Here is an 18,579-nt window from a genome sequence, read left to right as displayed (position 1 = left end):
GTGTGTCCCATCGCGGTGCGGCCGGTCTAGGCCTGCGGGGGTTGGTGCAGGCCCAGGTTCTCGTAGATTTCCAGGGTCGCCGTGGAGTTGTTGAGCGTGATGAAGTGCAGTCCGGGCACTCCCTCGGCCAGCAGCCGCGCGCAGAACTCCGTGGCGAACTCGATTCCGATCGAGCGTACAGCCGCCGGATCGTCCTTCGCTGTGAGGATCCGCTCTTTCAGCTCGTCCGGGATCGAGGCGTTGCTGAGCTGCGGCAGCCGCTCCAGCATCTTGACGCTGGTGACCGGCATCACTTCCGGGATCACCGGGGTCTCGCAGCCGGCCGCGGCGACCCGGTCGCGCAGGCGCAGATACGACTCGGGCTGGAAGAACATCTGCGTGATGGCGTAGTCGGCACCGGCGCGGCACTTGTCGACGAAGTGCGCGACGTCGGTGTCCCACTGGTCCGAGCGCGGGTGCATCTCGGGGAATGCGGCCACACCGACGCAGAAGTCGCCCGACTCCTTGATGAGCCGGACGAGCTCGGCCGCGTACGTCACGCCCTGCGGGTGCGCCACCCACTCGCCCATCGGGTCGCCGGGCGGGTCGCCGCGCACGGCCAGCATGTTGCGGATCCCGGCGTCGGCGTACTGGCCGATGATGTTGCGCAGTTCCGCGATGGAGTGGTTGACCGCGGTGAGATGGGCGACCGGGGTGAGCGTGGTGTCGGCGGCGATCTGCTCGGTGGCCCGCACGGTGCCCGAGCGGGTGGAACCGCCGGCGCCGTAGGTCACGGAGACGAAGTCGGGGGCGACCGCCTCGACCCTCCGGAGCGCGTTCCACAGGTTGCGCTCGCCCTTCTCCGTCTTGGGCGCCCAGAACTCGAACGAGTACGTCGCCTTGCCGGCGGCGAGGATGTCGCGGACGGTTCGGGCGCGATCTGTCCGGGTGGATGCGGTTCCGAGGGCCATACTCGCAGGTTATCCAGGGTGCGCCGGTCCCCCAACCGAAAGCCGGAAATTTGCCTGATTTGTCGACTCGTTGTTCACCCCTTGGACATCCGGCCCCCGCTGAATCCCCTCCGCACCCCGCCGGTGTCCACCTATTGAGACGGCTCGGCACGGACGGCCGGTACCGAGACGGCTGAGACCGAGCGGGCGGAGACCGGGCCCGACGGGACCGGGGGACGGGGCCGGGGACGGGGCCGGGGACGGGAGCTGGCCGAACGGGAGCGGGCCGGACGGGACGCCTACGCGGCCTTGCGCAGCCGCCCGGCGAACTGCGCCGCCGCCGCGCCGGGGTCGTCCGCCGCGGTGATCGCCCGGACCACGACGACGCGGCGGGCGCCGGCGTCGAGGACCTCGTCCAGGTTGCCCAGGTCGATGCCGCCGATGGCGAACCAGGGCCGGGCGGCGCCGAGGGCGGCGGTGTGGCGGACCAGGTCCAGGCCGGGGGCGGGGCGGCCGGGCTTGGTGGGCGTGGGCCAGCACGGGCCCGTGCAGAAGTAGTCCACGCCGTCCTGCGCGGCGGCCGCCTCGGCCTCCGCCTTCGAGTGGGTGGAGCGGCCGATCAGCAGGTCGCCGCCGAGGATCGCGCGGGCCGCGGGGACCGGGAGGTCGCCCTGGCCCAGGTGGAGCACGTCGGCGCCGGCGGCGTGCGCGACGTCCGCCCGGTCGTTGACCGCGAGCATCCTGCCGTGCCGTGCGCAGGCGTCGGCGAAGACCCGGAGGTGCTCCAGCTCCTCGGCCGCCTCCATGCCCTTGTCGCGCAGTTGCACGATGTCCACCCCGCCGGCCAGGACCGCGTCCAGGAACTCGGGCAGGTCGCCCTGGCGGGTCCGGGCGTCCGTGCACAGATAGAGCCGGGCGTCGGCCAGCCGGTCACGGGCGCGGGCGGCGGTGTCGGGCATACGTGGGTCCCCCCGGTGTCGGTGCGGTGTGTCGTCGGCGTACGGGACGCCCCCAGGGGGACGTGACCGCGGCGGGCCGCAGCCCGCCGCGGCCGCGGCCCCGGTGGGTGCGGCCCGTACGCCGTGGGAACGGTTGTACTGGATCAGACGGCGAGCGCCTGGGCGCGGCGCTTCACCTCCGTGCCGCGATTCTCGCTGAGCGCCTGCGCGGGGGTGCCGGGCAGGGTCGGGTCGGGGGTGAAGAGCCACTCCAGCATCTCTTCGTCCGTGAAACCGTCGTCCCGCAGGAGCGTCAGGGTCCCGGACAGTCCCTTGACGACCTTGTCCCCGTCGATGAAGGCGGCGGGGACGTGCAGCGCGCGGTTCTCACCACGGCGTACGGCGATGAGCTGGCCGTCCTTGACCAGCTGCCGCACACGTGTCACCTCGACGCCGAGCTGTTCGGCGATGTCGGGGAGGGTGAGCCAGGCGGGGACGAGAGCATCGATCTTTGCGTCAATCTCGGTCACGGGATCAAGCGTGCCATCTGGGACCGACAGTCGGAAGTCAGGCCCGTCCACCCGGGGAGGGTCCTACGTCGGCGCCGTGGGTGGCGCCCCCTCGGTGGTGGCCGTCTTCAGCGGGCGCGCGGGGTCCTCCAGCAGGCCGGGATCCATCGGCGTGCCCGCCTCGATCAGGCGTCTGCCCTGGGCGAGGTCCCGCGGACGGCCGACCGCCAGCAGGGCCACCAGGCGGCCCTCGCGCAGCCAGCACACCGTCCACGCCGGTCCGGACGGGTCGCCGCGCAGGACGGTGGTGTCGGCGGACGCGTGGTGGCCGGCGTACTGCACGAAGCGGCCGAACTGCTCGGACCAGAAGTACGGGACCGGGTCGTAGGCCGCGGGGGTCTCGCCCAGGATGTTCGCGGCGACGGTGCGCGGGCCCTGCAGCGCGTTGTCCCAGTGGTGGACGAGCAGGCGCTCGCCGTACCGGCCCGAGGGGAAGGAGGCGCAGTCGCCGACCGCGTACACGTCCGGCGCGCCGGCGCGCAGGTGGTCGTCGGCCAGGACCTCGCCGTGGGCGCCCAGGGGGATGCCGGAGCCGCCCAGCCAGCCGGTGGCGGGGCGCGCGCCGATGCCGACCACGACGGCGTCCGCGGGCAGCCGCGTGCCGTCGTCGAGCACCACCGCGCCCGGCTCGACGCGCGCCACGCGCGCGTGGGTGCGCAGCACGGCGCCGGAGTCGGCGTACCAGGCGGCCATCGGGGCGGCCACCTCGGCGGGCAGCGCTCCGGCGAGCGGGCGGTCCGCGGCCTCGACGACCGTCACCGCGCAGCCCGCCTCGCGGGCGGCGGTGGCGAACTCGGCGCCGATCCAGCCGGCCCCGACGACCACGATGTCGTGCTGCCGGGCGAGGACCGGGCGCAGCCGTTCGGCGTCGTCCAGGGTGCGCAGCAGATGGACGCCGGGGACGCCCTCGGCGCCCGGCAGCCGGACCGGTTCGGCGCCGGTCGCCAGCACGAGCACGTCGTAGGGCACGGGACCGGCGGAGGTGTCGAGGACGTGCGCGTCGACCCGCACGGCGAGCGCCTCGCGGCCCAGCTGGAGTTCGATGCCGAGGGCCTCGAAGTCGACGTCGAAGGCGGAGTCCTCGGCCTTGCCGAGCAGGACGGCCTTGGACAAGGGCGGCCGGTCGTAGGGCTGGTGGGGCTCGGCGCCGATCAGCGTCACGGTGCCGGTGAAGCCCTGCTCGCGCAGGGCCACCGCGGTCTGCACACCGGCCATGCCCGCGCCGGCGACGACCACGCGCCGCGGCTGTGACGTGCCGTGTTCCTGCGTCTGCTCGCTCACCCGATCACCATAGACACCTGACGGAGGGTCAGTCAGGGTGCGGACCGGGTGACCTGCTGCACAGCGGGGCCGGTCACCTCCTCCACCACGCTCGTCCCGCTCCCCGGCTGCGACTCCCACTGCCAGCTCTCCTCCAACCGGACACGCCCGTCGGGCAGTTCGACCACCGTCGACACACAGTGCCCGCAGGACGTGGTCCCGTCGTGCTTGAGCTGCACGTACCGGAAGTCGAGGCGGTTCCCTTCCCGGATACCCACCAGATGGCCGCGTACGACGTCACCGCCCGCGTATTCGGCCCAGATCTCCCCGCTCCGCTCGTGGTAGGTGAACCGGGTGCGGGTGCCCACCTGGCCGGGGGCCTGGTCGGCGACGGGGGCGAGGACGAGGCCGTCGAGCGAGCGCGGCATGGGCGAAGGCTCCCTTACGAGGTCGGTGCCCGGCGGGCTAGGGTGGCCACCGTACAAGCACTCGCGGGAGCCCGGACGCACCGGGCTGAGAGGGAGGCTGGCGGCCTCCGACCGTACGAACCTGATCCGGGTCATGCCGGCGAAGGGAGGGGCTGGACGCCCATGTCGTCTTCAGGTACGCCGTCTCCGAGTACGTCGCCTCCGGGCACCCCGTCGCCGGGCACGTCCCCGGGCGTCTCGCCCACGGGCACTTGGTCGCCGGGCACGCCGTTCCCGGGCACGGCGGACGTCCTGGTCGTCGGGGGCGGGATCATCGGGCTCGTGACGGCCTGGCGCGCGGCGCAGCGCGGCCTGACCACGGCCGTGGTGGATCCCGAGCCGGGCGGCGGGGCGGCTCAGGTCGCGGCCGGGATGCTCGCCGCCGTCACCGAACTGCACCACGGAGAGCAGACCCTGCTCGGGCTGAACCTGGCCTCGGCCCGCCGCTATCCGGACTTCGCGGCCGAGCTGACCGAGCTGACCGGCCTCGACCTCGGCTACCGCCGGTGCGGCACGCTCGCCGTCGCGCTGGACGCCGACGACCGGGCCCATCTGCGGGAACTGCACGCGCTGCAGCAGCGGTCGGGCCTGGACTCCGAGTGGCTGTCGGGGCGCGAGTGCCGGCGGCTGGAACCGATGCTCGCGCCGGGCGTGCGCGGCGGTCTGCGGGTGGACGGCGACCACCAGGTCGACCCGCGGCGGCTGGCCCGCGCCCTGGTGACCGCGTGCGAGCGGGCGGGCGTGGTCTTCCACCGCGCCTGGGCCGAGCGGCTGACCGTGGTCCGGAACCGGGCGGCGGGCTGCGTGCTGCGCGACGGCACGGTGCTGGGCGCGGGCCACGTCGTCCTCGCGGCGGGCAGCCTCAGCGGCCGGCTCGCGGGCGTGCCGGCCGACGTGCTGCCGCCGGTGCGGCCGGTGAAGGGGCAGGTGCTGCGGCTGACCGTGCCGAAGCGGTACGCGCCCTTCCTGAGCCGGACCGTACGGGCCGTGGTGCGCGGCAGCCAGGTCTACCTGGTGCCGCGGCTGAACGGCGAGCTGGTGGTAGGGGCGACCAGCGAGGAGCTGGGCTGGGACACCGCGGTGACCGCGGGCGGTGTGTACGAGCTGCTGCGGGACGCGCACGAGCTGGTGCCGGGGATCACCGAGCTGCCGCTCACGGAGACCCGGGCCGGGCTGCGTCCGGGCTCCCCCGACAACGCGCCGCTGCTCGGCCCGACCGACCTGGACGGGCTGCTGCTGGCCACCGGGCACTACCGCAACGGCGTGCTGCTCACCCCGGTCACCGGGGACATCCTGGCGCACGCCCTGGTCACCGGGGACCTGCCCGACGACGCGCGCCCCTTCGGCCCGCGCCGCTTTCGCGCCGCCGCACTCTCGGAGCAGCCCGCATGAACATCTCGGTCAACGGGGAGCCGCGCGAGGTCGCGTCCGGCGCGGCTCTGGACACCGTCGTGGCGTTGCTGACCGCCGCCCCCTCGGGAGTGGCCGCCGCCCTCAACGAGACCGTCGTCCCGCGCACGCGGTGGTCGTCCACGGCCCTGGCCGAGGGCGACCGCGTCGAAGTGCTGACCGCCGTCCAGGGAGGCTGACCCATGGCCGACGACCCCCTCGTCCTCGGCGGAACGTCCTTCGCCTCCCGGCTGATCATGGGCACCGGCGGGGCGCCCAGCCTGGAGGTGCTGGAGCGGGCACTGGTCGCCTCCGGCACGGAGCTGACCACGGTCGCGATGCGGCGGGTGGACCCCTCCGTGCACGGATCCGTGCTGTCGGTGCTGGACCGGCTGGGCATCCGGGTGCTGCCGAACACCGCCGGCTGCTTCACCGCGGGTGAGGCGGTGCTCACGGCGCGGCTGGCGCGGGAGGCGCTGGGCACCGACCTGATCAAGCTGGAGGTCATCGCCGACGAGCGGACGCTGCTGCCGGACCCGATCGAGCTGCTGGACGCCGCCGGGACACTGGTCGACGACGGGTTCACGGTGCTGCCGTACACGAACGACGATCCGGTGCTCGCGCGGAAGCTGGAGGACGCCGGCTGTGCGGCGATCATGCCGCTGGGATCGCCGATCGGGTCCGGGCTCGGCATCCGCAACCCGCACAACTTCCAGCTGATCGTGGAGCGGGCGCGGGTGCCGGTGATCCTCGACGCCGGCGCCGGTACGGCCTCGGACGTGACCCTCGCCATGGAGCTGGGGTGCGCGGGGGTGATGCTGGCGTCGGCGGTGACGCGGGCGCAGGAGCCGGTGCGGATGGCGGAGGCGATGCGCTGCGCGGTGGAGGCGGGCCGGCTGGCCCGGCTGGCGGGACGCATCCCCCGGCGCTACCTCGCCGAGGCGTCGTCCCCCACGGAGGGCATGGCCCGGCTGGACCCGGAGCGGCCCGCCTTCTAGGCGTCCGCCCCGGTGCGGGGGCGGACCCGGATCGGGCCGCCTTCCAGGCGTCCGCCGCGATGCGCGGCCGTGTCCGGGACGGCGTGCGAAGCGTCACAGGTCGGTCGCAGTACCGCTCCTCCTTGCGGACGAGGCGGCGTGGCGTCGGTGGCGGCTCGTAGACTCACCTGCGTGGATACGACCCTTCAGGACCCATTGGTCGGGCAGGTGCTCGACGCCCGGTATCGCGTGGACGCGCGGATCGCGGTCGGCGGGATGGCCACGGTCTACCGGGCCCTGGACACCCGCCTGGACCGCGTCCTCGCGCTGAAGGTGATGCACCCGACGCTCGCGGCCGACGCCAGTTTCGTCGAGCGGTTCATCCGGGAGGCCAAGTCGGTCGCCCGGCTCGCCCACCCGAACGTGGTGCAGGTCTTCGACCAGGGCACCGACGGGTCGTACGTCTATCTGGCCATGGAGTACGTCGCGGGCTGCACCCTGCGCGACGTGCTGCGCGAGCGCGGGGCGCTGCAGCCGCGTGCCGCGCTGGACATCCTGGAGCCGGTGCTCGCGGCGCTCGGCGCCGCGCACCGGGCGGGTTTCGTGCACCGCGACATGAAGCCGGAGAACGTCCTGATCGGGGACGACGGCCGGGTCAAGGTCGCCGACTTCGGTCTGGTGCGGTCCGTGGACACCGTCACCAACACCACGGGCACCGTCCTCGGCACCGTCTCCTACCTGGCGCCGGAGCAGGTCGAGCAGGGCACCGCCGACCCCCGGGTCGACGTGTACGCGTGCGGGGTGGTCCTGTACGAGATGCTGACCGGTGGCCGCCCGCACCAGGGCGAGACGCCCGCGCAGATCCTCTACCAGCACCTGCACGCGGACGTGCCGGCGCCGTCGGCCGCCGTGCCGGGGCTGCCGTTCGAGCTGGACGCGCTGGTCGCGACGGCGACCGCGCGCACCCCCGCCGACCGGCCGCACGACGCGGTCGCGCTCCTCGCGCACGTCCGGCAGACGCGTGCGGCGCTCGGCCCGGAGCAGCTCGACGCGGTGCCGCCGCAGGCGCTCACCGCGGAGCACAGCAACGCCGAGGACCGTACGAGCGTGATCCCGCGCGCGCTGACGGTGCCGCGCCCGCTGACGTCCGAGGAGGGCGTCCGGGCCGACGCGCTGCACCGCACCAGCCGGCTGGAGTCTCCCGCGCCGCCCGCCCCGGCCCGGCGCACCGGCCGCCCGCGGCGGGGTCTGGTAACCGTCCTCGCCGTGGTGCTGCTGGTCCTCGGGGCCGGCGCCGGGGTCTGGTACATCAACTCCGGCCAGTTCACGAAGGTCCCCCCGGTGCTGGCGAAGACCGAGGCCCAGGCCAGGGAGCGGCTCAGGGCGGCCGGTCTCGAGGTCAAGCAGGTCAAGCACGCCTACAGCGACACCGTGAAGCGCGGCACCGTCATCAGCACGGACCCGGAGACCGGGGCCCGTATCCGCAGCAACGACTCGGTCTCGCTCACCCTCTCCGACGGACCGGAGACCGTGAAGGTGCCCACCGTGCGCGGCTACCGGCTGGACAAGGCGCGGAGCGCGCTGCGCGAGGCCGGGCTGGAGCCGGGCATGGTGAGCCGGACGTTCAGCGAGGACTTCCCCAAGGGCTTCGTGGTCGCCACGGACCCGGCCGCCGGCATCGAGCGCCGGGCCGGCTCGGCGATCGCGCTCACCGTGAGCAAGGGCGCCCCGGTGGACGTGCCGGACGTCACCGGGGAGAGCCTGGAGGAGGCGAGGTCCGACCTGACGGACGCGGGTCTGCGGGTGCGGGTCGCCGCCGAGCAGGTCACCTCCGAGTTCGACCGGGGACAGGTCGCCCGGCAGACCCCGGGCGGTGGCGGACAGGCCGCCGAGGGCGACACGGTCACGCTGACCGTGTCCAAGGGCCCGGAGATGGTCGAGGTGCCGGACGTGACCGGCGACAGCGTGGACCAGGCGAAGAAGGCGCTGGCAGGCGCCGGCTTCAAGGTCGAGGAGGACCGCGGTCTGCTCGGGCTGTTCGGCGACACCGTCAAGAAGCAGTCCGTGGCGGGCGGCGACTGGGCGCCCAAGGGATCGACGATCACGATCACCATCCGGTGAGACGCGCGGGGCTCTGAGGCACGTCAGGCGCGTGAGACGCCTCCCGGGGCTGCCCGGGACCCGGTGGCCGGGCACCCGGTGGCCCGCGACGCGGTGGCCGGGGACGCGGTGGCCGGGGGCCGCCGGGCGCATGACACCCTGAACGGGTGAGCAGTCAGCAGTCCCCCGCCCTCCCCGGTCCCTCCCGCAACCCCGTCGGCGGGCATGTCCCCGTCGCCGGCGGACTGCACTCCGTGGGCCTGTCCTACGCCCGCGACCTGAAGGCCGAGGCCGTGCAGGTCTTCGTCGCCAACCCGCGCGGCTGGGCCACGCCCGCGGGCAGTCCGCGGCAGGACGAGGCGTTCCGGGCCGCCTGCGCCGAGGAGTCGATCCCGGCGTACGTGCACGCCCCCTACCTGATCAACTTCGGCTCGCACACCGAGGCCACCGTGGAGCGGTCGGTGGCCTCGCTGCGGCACTCGCTGCGGCGCGGGCGGGAGATCGGCGCGCTGGGCGTGGTGGTGCACACCGGCAGCGCCACCGGCGGCCGGGACCGGGCGGTGGCGCTGCGGCAGGTGCGGGAGCGGATGCTGCCGCTGCTGGAGGAGCTCACCCACGACGACGACCCGTACCTGCTGCTGGAGTCGACCGCGGGCCAGGGCGCCTCCCTGTGCTCGCGCACCTGGGACTTCGGGCCGTACTTCGAGGCGCTGGACGCCCATCCGAAGCTGGGCGTGTGCCTGGACACCTGCCACATCTTCGCCGCCGGGCACGACCTGACCGGCCCGAGCGGTATGCACGGGACGCTGGACCTGCTGGTGGACACGGTGGGCGAGGGCCGGCTGCGCCTGATCCACGCGAACGACTCCAAGGACGTGGCCGGCGCGCACAAGGACCGGCACGAGAACATCGGCGCCGGTCACATCGGCGAGGACCCCTTCCGCGCCCTGATGACCCACCCGGCCACCGAGGGCGTACCGCTGGTCATCGAGACGCCGGGTGGCAAGGCGGGTCACGCGGCGGACGTGGAACGGCTGAAGAAGCTCAGGGACGGCTGACCCCCAAGGACGGGACGGCCGGTCCGTCGTCGCCGCCCGTGCCCTCAGAGCTCGGGCCCGTCCCCCGGTCCCTCCTGGTAGGAGTAGCGCTGTTCCTGCCAGGGGTCGCCGACGTTGTGGTAGCCGCGCTCCTCCCAGAAGCCGCGGCGGTCCGCGGTCATGTACTCCACGCCGCGGACCCACTTCGGGCCCTTCCAGGCGTACAGGTGGGGGACGACCAGGCGGAGCGGGAAGCCGTGCTCGGCGGTGAGCAGTTCGCCGTCCTTGTGGGTGGCGAACAGGGTGCGCTCCGCGGCGAAGTCGGACAGCCGCAGGTTGGAGCTGAAGCCGTACTCCGCCCAGACCATCACATGGGTGACCTCGGGCGCGGGCGGGGCGATCTCGAGGATCGTGCGGGCCGGGATGCCGCCCCATTCGGCGCCGATCATGCTGAACTTCGTGACGCAGTGCAGGTCGGCCACCACGCTGGTGTACGGCAGGGCCGTGAACTCCTCGTGCGTCCAGCAGTGCTTCTCGCCGTCGGCGGTGGACCCGAAGACCCGGAACTCCCAGCGCTCGGGGCGGAACTTGGGCACCGGCCCGTAGTGCGTGACCGGCCAGCCCCGCTGAAGTCGCTGCCCCGGCGGAAGCTCCGTTCGCGCCGCTGCTCCAGACGCGTCTCCTGATGCGCGTTCCACCGGCTGACCCATGACTCCATCCTGACAGACGGAAGGGGGTGCACCTGACCAGCCCCGGTCCGATCCGTGCAACTCGCACTAAGTGTGCACTTACTGGACCACCCCGAGGGCCGGTGTCATGATTCGGCACACTATGCCCAGTTTCGTCCGGAAGGAGCCCACCGCGATGCAGGGCGACCCCGAGGTCATCGAGCTGCTCAACGAGCAGCTCACCGCCGAGCTCACCGCGATCAACCAGTACTTCCTGCACTCCAAGCTGCAGGACCACAAGGGGTGGACGAAACTCGCGAAGTACACCCGGGACGAGTCCTTCGACGAGATGCGGCACGCCGAGGTGCTGACCGACCGCATCCTGCTCCTGGACGGCCTGCCCAACTACCAGCGGCTCTCCCACATCCAGGTCGGGCAGACGGTGACCGAGATGTTCCGGGCCGACCGGCAGATCGAGGTCGAGGCGATCGACCGGCTGCGCCGGGGCGTCGAGGTGATGCGCGCCAAGGGCGACATCACGTCGGCGAACATCTTCGAGGCGATCCTGGCCGACGAGGAGCACCACATCGACTACCTGGACACGCAGCTGGACCTGGTCGACAAGCTGGGCGAGGCGCTCTACCTGGCGACGGTCGTCGAACAGAGCCAGCCGGACGCGTCGGGCCCGGGCACCTCAGGCTTCTCGACCCGCTAGGGCCGGTCCCTCAGGCGGCGTCGCCGAGTTCCACCGGGCCAGTCGCGGGCGTCGCCCGCGGGGCGAGCCGCGCGAGCGCCGGAAGCGCCTCGCCGGCCGGCTCGCGGCGCGGGCCGGCGCCCCGGCCGAGCAGAGCCTGGATACGGCGCACGCATCCGCCGCAGTCGGTCCCGGCCTTGCAGGCGGAGGCGATCTGACGGGGGGTGCAGGCGCCACTCTCCGCGTGCCGCTTCACCTGCTCATCGGTGATGCCGAAGCAACTGCAGACGTACACGCGGTCCACCTCCTGCCGGGGGATCATCTGGTCCTGCCGCATCCGGAGGGACCGGGTGACCCGTCCTCGGTGAGGCAAACCTAACCTTACCTGGCACGCAGAACCCGCGAAAGTGGCGAGGGGCGCGAATCGGGTGTGATCCGCGCCCCACTCACCCGCCCGAGCCGGGCGGCCGGCTCACTGATCCCGGTACATCTCGGCGACCAGGAACGCCAGGTCCAGCGACTGGCTGCGGTTGAGCCGCGGGTCGCAGGCCGTCTCGTAGCGCTGGTGCAGGTCGTCGACGAAGATCTCGTCGCCGCCGCCCACGCACTCGGTGACGTCGTCGCCGGTCAGCTCCACGTGGATGCCGCCCGGGTGGGTGCCCAGCGCCTTGTGCACCTCGAAGAAGCCCTTGACCTCGTCGAGCACGTCGTCGAAGCGGCGGGTCTTGTGGCCGGAGGCCGCCTCGAAGGTGTTGCCGTGCATCGGGTCCGTCACCCAGGCCACCGTGGCGTCGGCCGCCGTGACCTTCTCGACCAGCTCGGGGAGCTTGTCGCGGACCTTGTCTGCGCCCATCCGGACGATGAAGGTCAGCCGGCCCGGCTCGCGCTCGGGGTCGAGACGCTCGATGTAGGCCAGGGCCTCCTCGGGCGTCGTCGTCGGACCGAGCTTGATGCCGATCGGGTTGCGGATCTTCGAGGCGAACTCGACGTGCGCGTGGTCCAGCTGCCGGGTGCGCTCACCGATCCACACCATGTGCGCGGAGACGTCGTACAGCTGTCCGGTGCGCGAGTCGACCCGGGTGAGCGCCGACTCGTAGTCGAGCAGCAGCGCCTCGTGCGAGGAGAAGAACTCGACGGTCTTGAACTCCTCCGGGTCCGCGCCGCAGGCGTGCATGAAGTTCAGCGCGTTGTCGATCTCCCGCGCGAGCTGCTCGTAGCGCTGGCCGGACGGGGAGGAGCGCACGAAGTCCTGGTTCCAGGCGTGCACCTGGCGCAGGTCGGCGTAGCCGCCGGTGGTGAAGGCGCGCACCAGGTTCAGCGTGGAGGCCGACGCGTGGTACATCCGCTTCAACCGCTCCGGGTCGGGGAAGCGGGCCTCCTCGGTGAACTCGAAGCCGTTGACCGAGTCGCCCCGGTACGTCGGCAGCGTCACCCCGTCGCGGGTCTCCGTCGGCTTGGAGCGCGGCTTGGAGTACTGGCCGGCGATGCGGCCGACCTTCACCACCGGCACCGAGGCGGCGTACGTCAGGACGGCGCCCATCTGGAGCAGCGTCTTGAGCTTGTTGCGGATGTGATCGGCGGACACCGCGTCGAAGGCCTCGGCGCAGTCGCCGCCCTGGAGGAGGAACGCCTCTCCCCTGGCGACGGCCGCCAACCGGGCGCGCAGCTGGTCGCACTCGCCCGCGAAGACGAGCGGCGGATACGACTCGAGGTCCGCGATCACTGCGCGCAGAGCCTCGGCGTCGGGGTACTCGGGCTGCTGCGCCGCGGGCAGGTTTCGCCAGGTGTTGCCAGCGCTGGCGCTGGACTTAGCGTTCACGGTCACCTCGTAAACATTACGTGGTCGTGTCGCGGGTCCCTTCATCTGCTCATCAATTGAGACAGATGGTGCACGGGCGTGGACGGCACGGGAGGGGTCGGGAGGGACGGTCGGGTAGGGAGGGACCGGCGGGTCAGGAGGGACCGGCGCCGACGTCCAGCTGGTTGCGGTCGATGTTGATCGTCACGCCGCCGTGGGTCTCCTTGCGGTTGCCCGCGTACTGGTGGATGCGCTGGTGGTCGGCCCACAGGGCGGGCGGCAGGGCGGGGTCGTCGGTGCTGCTGTCGCCGTTCCAGCGGGCGAAGTGGATGACGTCGGGCAGGGTCGTCTTCTTCGCGTTCGCGACCAGGTCGGCGACCAGGGAGGAGACGCTGCCGTAGGCGCCGGACCGGTAGCCCAGGTCGTGCAGGCGCTTGGTCCACGCCTCCAGGTAGCGGAGCACCTGGGTGGTGGCGGTCCCGCCACGGTCGTACTGCTCCAGGTCGTTGTAGATCACGGTGCCCCGGCCGAGCCCGAGCGCGGACGCCTGGGCGACCGCGTCCTCGGCGGCCTCCCGGCCCTGCGGGACCGGGTCGGTGATGGGGGCGCAGGCGTCCCCGCAGCTGCTGGCGGCGGACTGGAGGCCTACGTAGAGCGGGAAGAAACGCCAGCCGTTCGTGTACTGGGCCAGCACCCACGGGGCGGTCAGCCGCGCCTGGCCGCAGGCCCGGTTGACGCCGCCGATGTAGATGCCGATCGCCCCGTAGGGCGAGGCGGACTTCCAGGCGTTCATGGACGACTGGCTCGGGGCGGTGCAGGCGTCGAAGCCCCGGCCCTGATGGGTGGAGGCGACGGCGGGGACGGTGAGCGCGGCCGGCACCGCGCCCGGCTTCTCCGCGCGGGCCGCGGCGATGGGCAGCCCCGCGCTGTCCAGCACCCGCCGGATGGCCTCGCGGTCGCCGCCGTAGGGGGCCGTGACGGCGATCTGGTCGGCGGTCGCCCGGTAGACGCGGGCCGTGCGGTTCTCGGTCACGGCGCTCTTCGTCCCGGCGGCCGCGGGCTGCACCCAGAGGGACTCGGTACGGCCCAGGGCGCGCGCCGGGCAGTCCTGCCGCTCGCCCGGCGTGCCGAGGTAGACCGCGTGCCGGTCGAAGCGGACGCAGGCGGTCGGGTGCTCGGCGAGGTCGATGACCGGCCAGTCGGCGGGGACGGTGAACGTGTGACCGCGGTAGGTCACGGTCCGGGTGTCGTCCGTCGTCGCCCGCGCGGCGGGCCCGGCGGCGCCGAGGACCGCGCAGGCGGTCACGGCCGTGAGCGTGGTGAGGGCGCGCGGGGCGCGGCGTCCGTTCCGGGCGGGGGTCCGTGGTGATCGTGGTGCGGGCAAGGTGCTCTCCTCGGTCGGGGTGCGCCGCGGGAAAACCGGGGTGGGGATCCGCGCGCCGTGACGGACGCCCTCCTTCCACGCGGCGAACCCGCCGGAAACCGGCAGTGATGCGTATGGCCGACACCGGGTGGGGTAAGGTGCGGCGCATGTTCGCGCATTCGACCCGTAACCAGAACTGGTGGTGGACCGCTCGTCCGGCGGCCCACTGACTGCGCGTCAACCACACTTCGCGAAGGCCGCCCGAGGGGCGGCCTTCGGCGTTCTCCGCGACCGGCCGTTCCTCCCGATCACGACAGCGATCACCGACCTCGGTGCTCACCGACGGAAGAGGAACCCATGGACCTGGCGCATCTGCCGTACGACGACCGCCCGTTCGCCCTGCTGCGCCGCCGCACCCCCGGCCGCGACCACGACGTCGTCGAGGTGCTGCGCGGCCCCGTCACCACCTGCGACCGCCTCGCCGGCCTGCCCGACGAGTGCCTCGCGCTCGTCCCCTTCCGGCAGATCCGCGAGCGCGGCTTCGACGTCCGCGACGACGGCACCCCGCTGGCGGTGCTGACGCCCGAGGAGCGGTACGAGATCCCGCTCGCCGAGGCGCTGGACCGGCTGCCGGCGCACGAGGTGCCGGTCGAGGGCGGTGGCTTCGACGTCGCCGACGAGGAGTACGCCGGGATCGTGGGACGGGTGCTGCGCGAGGAGATCGGCGCGGGCGAGGGCGCCAACTTCGTGATCCGGCGGACCTACCAGGGGGAGATCCGGGGGTTCTCCCGCGCGGACGCCCTCGCGCTGTTCCGGCGGCTGCTGGAGGGCGAGCGCGGCGCGTACTGGACGTTCGTGGTGCACACCGGGGAGCGCACCCTCGTCGGGGCCAGCCCGGAGGTGCACGTCCGCATGTCCGGCGGGACCGTGGTCATGAACCCGATCAGCGGGACGTACCGCTATCCGGCGGGCGGGCCGACGCCCGAGCACCTGCTCGGCTTCCTCGCCGACGGCAAGGAGATCGAGGAGCTGTCGATGGTCGTCGACGAGGAGCTCAAGATGATGTGCACCGTCGGCGACATGGGCGGGGTCGTCGTCGGCCCGCGGCTGAAGGAGATGGCGCATCTCGCGCACACCGAGTACGAGCTGCGCGGCCGTTCGTCGCTGGACGCGCGCGAGGTGCTCCGGGAGAGCCTGTTCGCCGCCACGGTGACCGGCTCACCGGTGCAGAACGCCTGCCGGGTCATCGAGCGCCACGAGGTGGGCGGGCGCGGCTACTACGCCGGTGCGCTCGCGCTGCTGGGCCGGGACGCCGCCGGGGTCCAGACCCTCGACTCCCCCATCCTCATCCGCACCGCCGACATCGACGCGGCCGGCCGGCTGCGCGTCCCGGTCGGTGCCACGCTGGTGCGCGGCTCCGACCCGGCGGGCGAGGTCGCCGAGACGCACGCCAAGGCGGCCGGGGTGCTCGCGGCGCTGGGCGTGCGGCCCGGCCGGCCGCACGCGGAACGGGCGCTGCCCCGGCTCGCCGACGATCCGCGGGTGCGGGCGGCGCTGGACGGGCGCCGGGCCTCGCTGGCGCCGTTCTGGCTGCGGATGCAGGAGCAGCCCGCGGAGCCCGGCGGGCACGCCCTGGTCGTGGACGGAGAGGACACCTTCACGGCGATGCTCGCGCACGTGCTGCGCTCCTCCGGTCTGACCGTCACCGTCCGCCGCTACGACGCGCCGGGGCTGCGGGACGCCGTGCGCGCGCACGAGGGTCCCGTCGTCCTCGGCCCCGGCCCCGGCGACCCCCGGGACGCCGCCGACCCGAAGATGCGCCTCCTGCGCGCGCTGACCGCCGAGGTCCTCGCGGGGCACCGGCACGGGGTGCTCGGCGTGTGCCTCGGGCACGAGCTGATCGCGGCCGAACTGGGGCTGGACATCGTCCGCAAGGAGGTGCCGTACCAGGGCGCGCAGACGACGATCGACCTGTTCGGACGGGAGGAGACCGTCGGCTTCTACAACAGCTTCGTGGCGCGCTGCGACGACGCGGCGGCGGCGGAGCTGGCCGCGCACGCCATGGAGGTCGGTCGCGCGGACAACGGCGAGGTGCACGCGCTGCGCGGGCCCGGCTTCGCGGGCCTGCAGTTCCACCCTGAGTCGGTGCTGACGCTGAACGGCGCCGCGATCGTGCGGGAGTCGGTCGCTCAGGCGCGCGGCACCAGGACGTTCTCCGAGCGGCGGCCCGCCTTGTAGTCGAGGACGTTCTTCACCGTGGTGTCGACGATCTGCCGGAGCGCGTCCTCGGTGTAGTACGCCTGGTGGGAGGTGACCAGCACGTTGGGGAAGGTGACCAGGCGGGCCAGCACGTCGTCCTCGATGGCGTGGAGCGACTTGTCGAGGTAGAACAGGCCCGCCTCCGCCTCGTAGACGTCGAGGCCGACGCCGGTGAAGCGGCCCTCGCGCAGTTCGGCGACGAGGGCCGTGGTGTCGATCAGGCCGCCGCGGCTGGAGTTCACCAGGATCGCGTCGTCCTTCATCGTCTTCAGGGCGCCGGCGTCGATGAGGTTGTGCGTCTCCGGCATCAGCGGGACGTGCAGGCTGACCAGGTCGGACTCGGCCAGCAGCTGGTCCCGGGAGACGTACTTCATGCCCAGCTCCATGCAGTCCGGGTTCTCGGCGATGTCCCAGCCGAGCAGCCGCATGCCGAAGCCGTGGGCGATCCGGGCGAACGCCTCGCCGATCTTTCCGGTGCCGAGCACGCCGGCGGTACGGCCGTGCAGGTCGCGGCCCATCAGCCCGTCGAGCCGGAAGTCGAAGTCGCGGGTGCGGATGGAGGCGCGCACGATGCGCCGGTTGACCGCGAGGGCGAGGGCCCAGGCGAACTCGGCGACCGAGTAGGGCGAGTAGTACGACACCCGGGCGACCGTCATGCCGAGCCGTTCGGCCATCCGGAGGTCGATGTTGTTGAAGCCGGTGGAGCGCTGGGCGATCATCCGGGTCCCGCCGGCCGCCAGGATCTCCAGCGTGCGCGGACCGAGGTCGGCGTTGACGCTGCTGGAGACGACCTCGGAGCCGGCGGCGATGGGGGCGGTGTCCTGGTTGAGGAAGACGTCCAGGCAGCGGACCTCGTTGTGGTCCCGGAAGGCCTGCTCGATCAGGGGCTTCTCGTCGGCCTGCACGCCGAAGGCCAGGATCTCCACGGGGTCCCCTCCCGGGGTTGGCGCCGGAACTGTCTGGTACCGGCGAATATACGTGCCACCCGCGCCCGTGCGCCGGACGGGCCGGACGGGTCAGCCGAAGAAGACGCCGATCTCGGCGTAGAGCTTCGGGTCGACCGTCTTCAGCCGGGCGGTGGCCTGCCCGATCGGGACGCGGACGATGTCGGTGCCGCGCAGGGCGACCATCTTGCCGAAGTCGCCGTCGTGGACGCAGTCCACGGCGTGCAGCCCGAACCGGGTGGCGAGCCAGCGGTCGAAGGCGCTCGGCGTGCCGCCGCGCTGGATGTGCCCGAGCACGGTGGTGCGGGCCTCCTTGCCGGTGCGCTTCTCGATCTCCTTGGCCAGCCACTCGCCGACGCCGGACAGCCGGACGTGCCCGAAGGAGTCCAGCGACTCGTCCTTGAGCACCAAGTGGCCGTCCTTCGGCATGGCGCCCTCGGCGACGACCACGATCGGGGCGTACGACGACGTGAACCGGGAGGTGATCCAGGCGCACACCTGGTCCAGGTCGAAGCGCTGCTCGGGGATGAGGATGACGTTCGCGCCGCCCGCGAGGCCGGAGTGCAGGGCGATCCAGCCGGCGTGACGGCCCATCACCTCGCAGACCAGGACCCGCATGTGGGACTCGGCGGTGGTGTGCAGCCGGTCGATCGCCTCGGTGGCGATACCGACCGCGGTGTCGAAGCCGAAGGTGTAGTCGGTGGCCGACAGGTCGTTGTCGATGGTCTTCGGCACGCCGACGCAGGGCACGCCGTACTCCCCGGAGAGCTGCGCGGCAACGCCGAGGGTGTCCTCGCCGCCGATCGTGATGAGCGCCTCGACCTCCTGCTTGGCGAGGTTCTCCTTGATCCGCCTGATGCCGTTCTCCTGCTTGAGCGGATTGGTGCGCGAGGAGCCGAGGATGGTGCCGCCGCGGGGCAGGATGCCGCGCACCGCGGAGATGTCGAGAGGAACCGTGTCGCCTTCGAGGGGGCCCCGCCAGCCGTCCCGGAAGCCGACGAAGTCGTAACCGTACTCCTGCACGCCCTTGCGGACGACTCCCCGGATGACGGCGTTGAGCCCGGGGCAGTCGCCGCCTCCGGTCAGTACTCCGACCCGCATGGAAATGTCCCTTCGCCGCGGTTGCCTGATGCGGGTCACGCTAATGGTGACGCACGTCACTTCCCTAGGGGCGAGACGGTCAATTC

At 72.9% G+C, this 18,579-nt stretch carries 19 protein-coding genes and 1 riboswitch; of the genes, 8 read left to right on the top strand and 11 right to left on the bottom strand.

Features of this window, described 5'->3' with window-relative positions:
- Positions 1 to 26: 26 nt before the first annotated feature.
- The 5 genes from metF to ACIQ9G_RS03965 all read right to left on the bottom strand — a co-directional run bounded on the left by metF (position 27) and on the right by ACIQ9G_RS03965 (position 4,124).
- Positions 27 to 950, bottom strand: a complete 924-nt coding sequence (metF, locus tag ACIQ9G_RS03985) for a methylenetetrahydrofolate reductase [NAD(P)H] (protein WP_403605866.1) — start codon at positions 948 to 950, stop codon at positions 27 to 29.
- A 278-nt stretch (positions 951 to 1,228) separates the two neighbouring features.
- Positions 1,229 to 1,888 carry a thiamine phosphate synthase gene (thiE, locus tag ACIQ9G_RS03980; protein WP_403605863.1) on the bottom strand — a complete coding sequence of 220 codons (660 nt, stop codon included), beginning with the start codon at positions 1,886 to 1,888 and terminating at the stop codon, positions 1,229 to 1,231.
- A gap of 143 nt (positions 1,889 to 2,031) precedes the next feature.
- Positions 2,032 to 2,397, bottom strand: coding sequence for an Rv2175c family DNA-binding protein (locus ACIQ9G_RS03975; protein ID WP_356187738.1), 366 nt, complete (start codon positions 2,395 to 2,397; stop codon positions 2,032 to 2,034).
- A 63-nt stretch (positions 2,398 to 2,460) separates the two neighbouring features.
- Positions 2,461 to 3,717, bottom strand: a complete 1,257-nt coding sequence (locus ACIQ9G_RS03970) for an NAD(P)/FAD-dependent oxidoreductase (RefSeq protein ID WP_403605859.1) — start codon at positions 3,715 to 3,717, stop codon at positions 2,461 to 2,463.
- A gap of 32 nt (positions 3,718 to 3,749) precedes the next feature.
- Complete coding sequence (locus tag ACIQ9G_RS03965; protein WP_403605856.1) at positions 3,750 to 4,124, bottom strand: hypothetical protein; 375 nt, start codon at positions 4,122 to 4,124, stop codon at positions 3,750 to 3,752.
- Between the two features lie 53 nt (positions 4,125 to 4,177).
- Positions 4,178 to 4,289, top strand: a riboswitch (TPP riboswitch).
- Here ACIQ9G_RS03965 and thiO point away from each other — a divergent pair.
- The 5 genes from thiO (at position 4,287) to ACIQ9G_RS03940 (ending at position 9,687) form a co-directional block, all read left to right on the top strand.
- Entirely contained in the window at positions 4,287 to 5,555 is a 1,269-nt protein-coding gene (gene thiO / locus ACIQ9G_RS03960; protein ID WP_403605852.1) for a glycine oxidase ThiO, read from the top strand. It overlaps the preceding riboswitch by 3 nt.
- A complete protein-coding gene (gene thiS / locus ACIQ9G_RS03955; RefSeq protein ID WP_403605849.1) occupies positions 5,552 to 5,752 on the top strand; it encodes a sulfur carrier protein ThiS in 201 nt (66 codons plus the stop codon). Before thiO ends, thiS begins: the two co-directional genes overlap by 4 nt.
- 3 nt (positions 5,753 to 5,755) lie before the next feature.
- Positions 5,756 to 6,550, top strand: coding sequence for a thiazole synthase (locus ACIQ9G_RS03950; protein WP_403605846.1), 795 nt, complete (start codon positions 5,756 to 5,758; stop codon positions 6,548 to 6,550).
- A gap of 171 nt (positions 6,551 to 6,721) precedes the next feature.
- Entirely contained in the window at positions 6,722 to 8,650 is a 1,929-nt protein-coding gene (gene pknB / locus ACIQ9G_RS03945) for a Stk1 family PASTA domain-containing Ser/Thr kinase (protein WP_403605843.1), read from the top strand.
- A 146-nt stretch (positions 8,651 to 8,796) separates the two neighbouring features.
- On the top strand, positions 8,797 to 9,687 hold the full coding sequence (locus ACIQ9G_RS03940) for a deoxyribonuclease IV (protein ID WP_403605841.1): 891 nt from the start codon (positions 8,797 to 8,799) through the stop codon (positions 9,685 to 9,687).
- A gap of 44 nt (positions 9,688 to 9,731) precedes the next feature.
- Here the strand turns inward: ACIQ9G_RS03940 and ACIQ9G_RS03935 are convergent, their stop codons facing one another.
- Positions 9,732 to 10,376, bottom strand: coding sequence for a sulfite oxidase-like oxidoreductase (locus ACIQ9G_RS03935; protein WP_403605838.1), 645 nt, complete (start codon positions 10,374 to 10,376; stop codon positions 9,732 to 9,734).
- A gap of 154 nt (positions 10,377 to 10,530) precedes the next feature.
- Here ACIQ9G_RS03935 and bfr point away from each other — a divergent pair, with 154 nt between their 5' ends.
- Positions 10,531 to 11,049, top strand: a complete 519-nt coding sequence (bfr, locus tag ACIQ9G_RS03930) for a bacterioferritin (RefSeq protein WP_403606768.1) — start codon at positions 10,531 to 10,533, stop codon at positions 11,047 to 11,049.
- A gap of 10 nt (positions 11,050 to 11,059) precedes the next feature.
- Here bfr and ACIQ9G_RS03925 read toward each other — a convergent pair whose 3' ends face one another.
- The 3 genes from ACIQ9G_RS03925 to ACIQ9G_RS03915 form a co-directional block, all read right to left on the bottom strand.
- Positions 11,060 to 11,350, bottom strand: coding sequence for a bacterioferritin-associated ferredoxin (locus ACIQ9G_RS03925; RefSeq protein WP_403605835.1), 291 nt, complete (start codon positions 11,348 to 11,350; stop codon positions 11,060 to 11,062).
- Positions 11,351 to 11,500: 150 nt separating this feature from the next.
- A complete protein-coding gene (locus ACIQ9G_RS03920; RefSeq protein WP_403605832.1) occupies positions 11,501 to 12,853 on the bottom strand; it encodes a class II 3-deoxy-7-phosphoheptulonate synthase in 1,353 nt (450 codons plus the stop codon).
- Between the two features lie 127 nt (positions 12,854 to 12,980).
- Positions 12,981 to 14,132 (bottom strand): glycoside hydrolase domain-containing protein, encoded by a 1,152-nt coding sequence (locus ACIQ9G_RS03915; RefSeq protein ID WP_403605829.1) that lies wholly within the window; start codon positions 14,130 to 14,132, stop codon positions 12,981 to 12,983.
- A gap of 185 nt (positions 14,133 to 14,317) precedes the next feature.
- Between ACIQ9G_RS03915 and ACIQ9G_RS03910 the strand changes: the two genes are divergently transcribed.
- Positions 14,318 to 14,419, top strand: a complete 102-nt coding sequence (locus ACIQ9G_RS03910; protein WP_403605826.1) for a trp operon leader peptide — start codon at positions 14,318 to 14,320, stop codon at positions 14,417 to 14,419.
- A 127-nt stretch (positions 14,420 to 14,546) separates the two neighbouring features.
- A complete protein-coding gene (locus tag ACIQ9G_RS03905; protein ID WP_403605823.1) occupies positions 14,547 to 16,427 on the top strand; it encodes an anthranilate synthase family protein in 1,881 nt (626 codons plus the stop codon).
- Here the strand turns inward: ACIQ9G_RS03905 and ACIQ9G_RS03900 are convergent.
- The gene (locus ACIQ9G_RS03900; RefSeq protein WP_403605821.1) at positions 16,379 to 17,374 is read right to left on the bottom strand and encodes a 2-hydroxyacid dehydrogenase; all 996 of its coding nucleotides are present in this window, start codon (positions 17,372 to 17,374) and stop codon (positions 16,379 to 16,381) included. The genes ACIQ9G_RS03905 and ACIQ9G_RS03900 overlap by 49 nt on opposite strands.
- Before the next feature lie 90 nt (positions 17,375 to 17,464).
- Positions 17,465 to 18,493 (bottom strand): 6-phosphofructokinase, encoded by a 1,029-nt coding sequence (locus ACIQ9G_RS03895; protein WP_403605818.1) that lies wholly within the window; start codon positions 18,491 to 18,493, stop codon positions 17,465 to 17,467.
- Positions 18,494 to 18,579 lie beyond the last annotated feature (86 nt).

Source organism: Streptomyces sp. NPDC096152 (assembly GCF_044763235.1).
In the GTDB taxonomy this organism is placed as follows: Bacteria; Actinomycetota; Actinomycetes; order Streptomycetales; family Streptomycetaceae; genus Streptomyces.
The sequence above is the reverse complement of the archived record's forward strand: the minus strand, read 5'-3'. Positions and strand labels throughout refer to the sequence as shown.

What these genes read in the sequence shown, in the direction of transcription:
- metF (WP_403605866.1), bottom strand. Translation starts at nt 950, where the DNA reads ATGGCCCTCGGAACCGCATCCACCCGGACAGATCGCGCCCGAACCGTC.
- thiE (WP_403605863.1), bottom strand. Translation starts at nt 1,888, where the DNA reads ATGCCCGACACCGCCGCCCGCGCCCGTGACCGGCTGGCCGACGCCCGG.
- ACIQ9G_RS03965 (WP_403605856.1), bottom strand. Translation starts at nt 4,124, where the DNA reads ATGCCGCGCTCGCTCGACGGCCTCGTCCTCGCCCCCGTCGCCGACCAG.
- thiO (WP_403605852.1), top strand. Translation starts at nt 4,287, where the DNA reads ATGTCGTCTTCAGGTACGCCGTCTCCGAGTACGTCGCCTCCGGGCACC.
- thiS (WP_403605849.1), top strand. Translation starts at nt 5,552, where the DNA reads ATGAACATCTCGGTCAACGGGGAGCCGCGCGAGGTCGCGTCCGGCGCG.
- ACIQ9G_RS03950 (WP_403605846.1), top strand. Translation starts at nt 5,756, where the DNA reads ATGGCCGACGACCCCCTCGTCCTCGGCGGAACGTCCTTCGCCTCCCGG.
- ACIQ9G_RS03935 (WP_403605838.1), bottom strand. Translation starts at nt 10,376, where the DNA reads ATGGGTCAGCCGGTGGAACGCGCATCAGGAGACGCGTCTGGAGCAGCG.
- bfr (WP_403606768.1), top strand. Translation starts at nt 10,531, where the DNA reads ATGCAGGGCGACCCCGAGGTCATCGAGCTGCTCAACGAGCAGCTCACC.
- ACIQ9G_RS03925 (WP_403605835.1), bottom strand. Translation starts at nt 11,350, where the DNA reads ATGATCCCCCGGCAGGAGGTGGACCGCGTGTACGTCTGCAGTTGCTTC.
- ACIQ9G_RS03910 (WP_403605826.1), top strand. Translation starts at nt 14,318, where the DNA reads ATGCGTATGGCCGACACCGGGTGGGGTAAGGTGCGGCGCATGTTCGCG.
- ACIQ9G_RS03905 (WP_403605823.1), top strand. Translation starts at nt 14,547, where the DNA reads ATGGACCTGGCGCATCTGCCGTACGACGACCGCCCGTTCGCCCTGCTG.
- ACIQ9G_RS03895 (WP_403605818.1), bottom strand. Translation starts at nt 18,493, where the DNA reads ATGCGGGTCGGAGTACTGACCGGAGGCGGCGACTGCCCCGGGCTCAAC.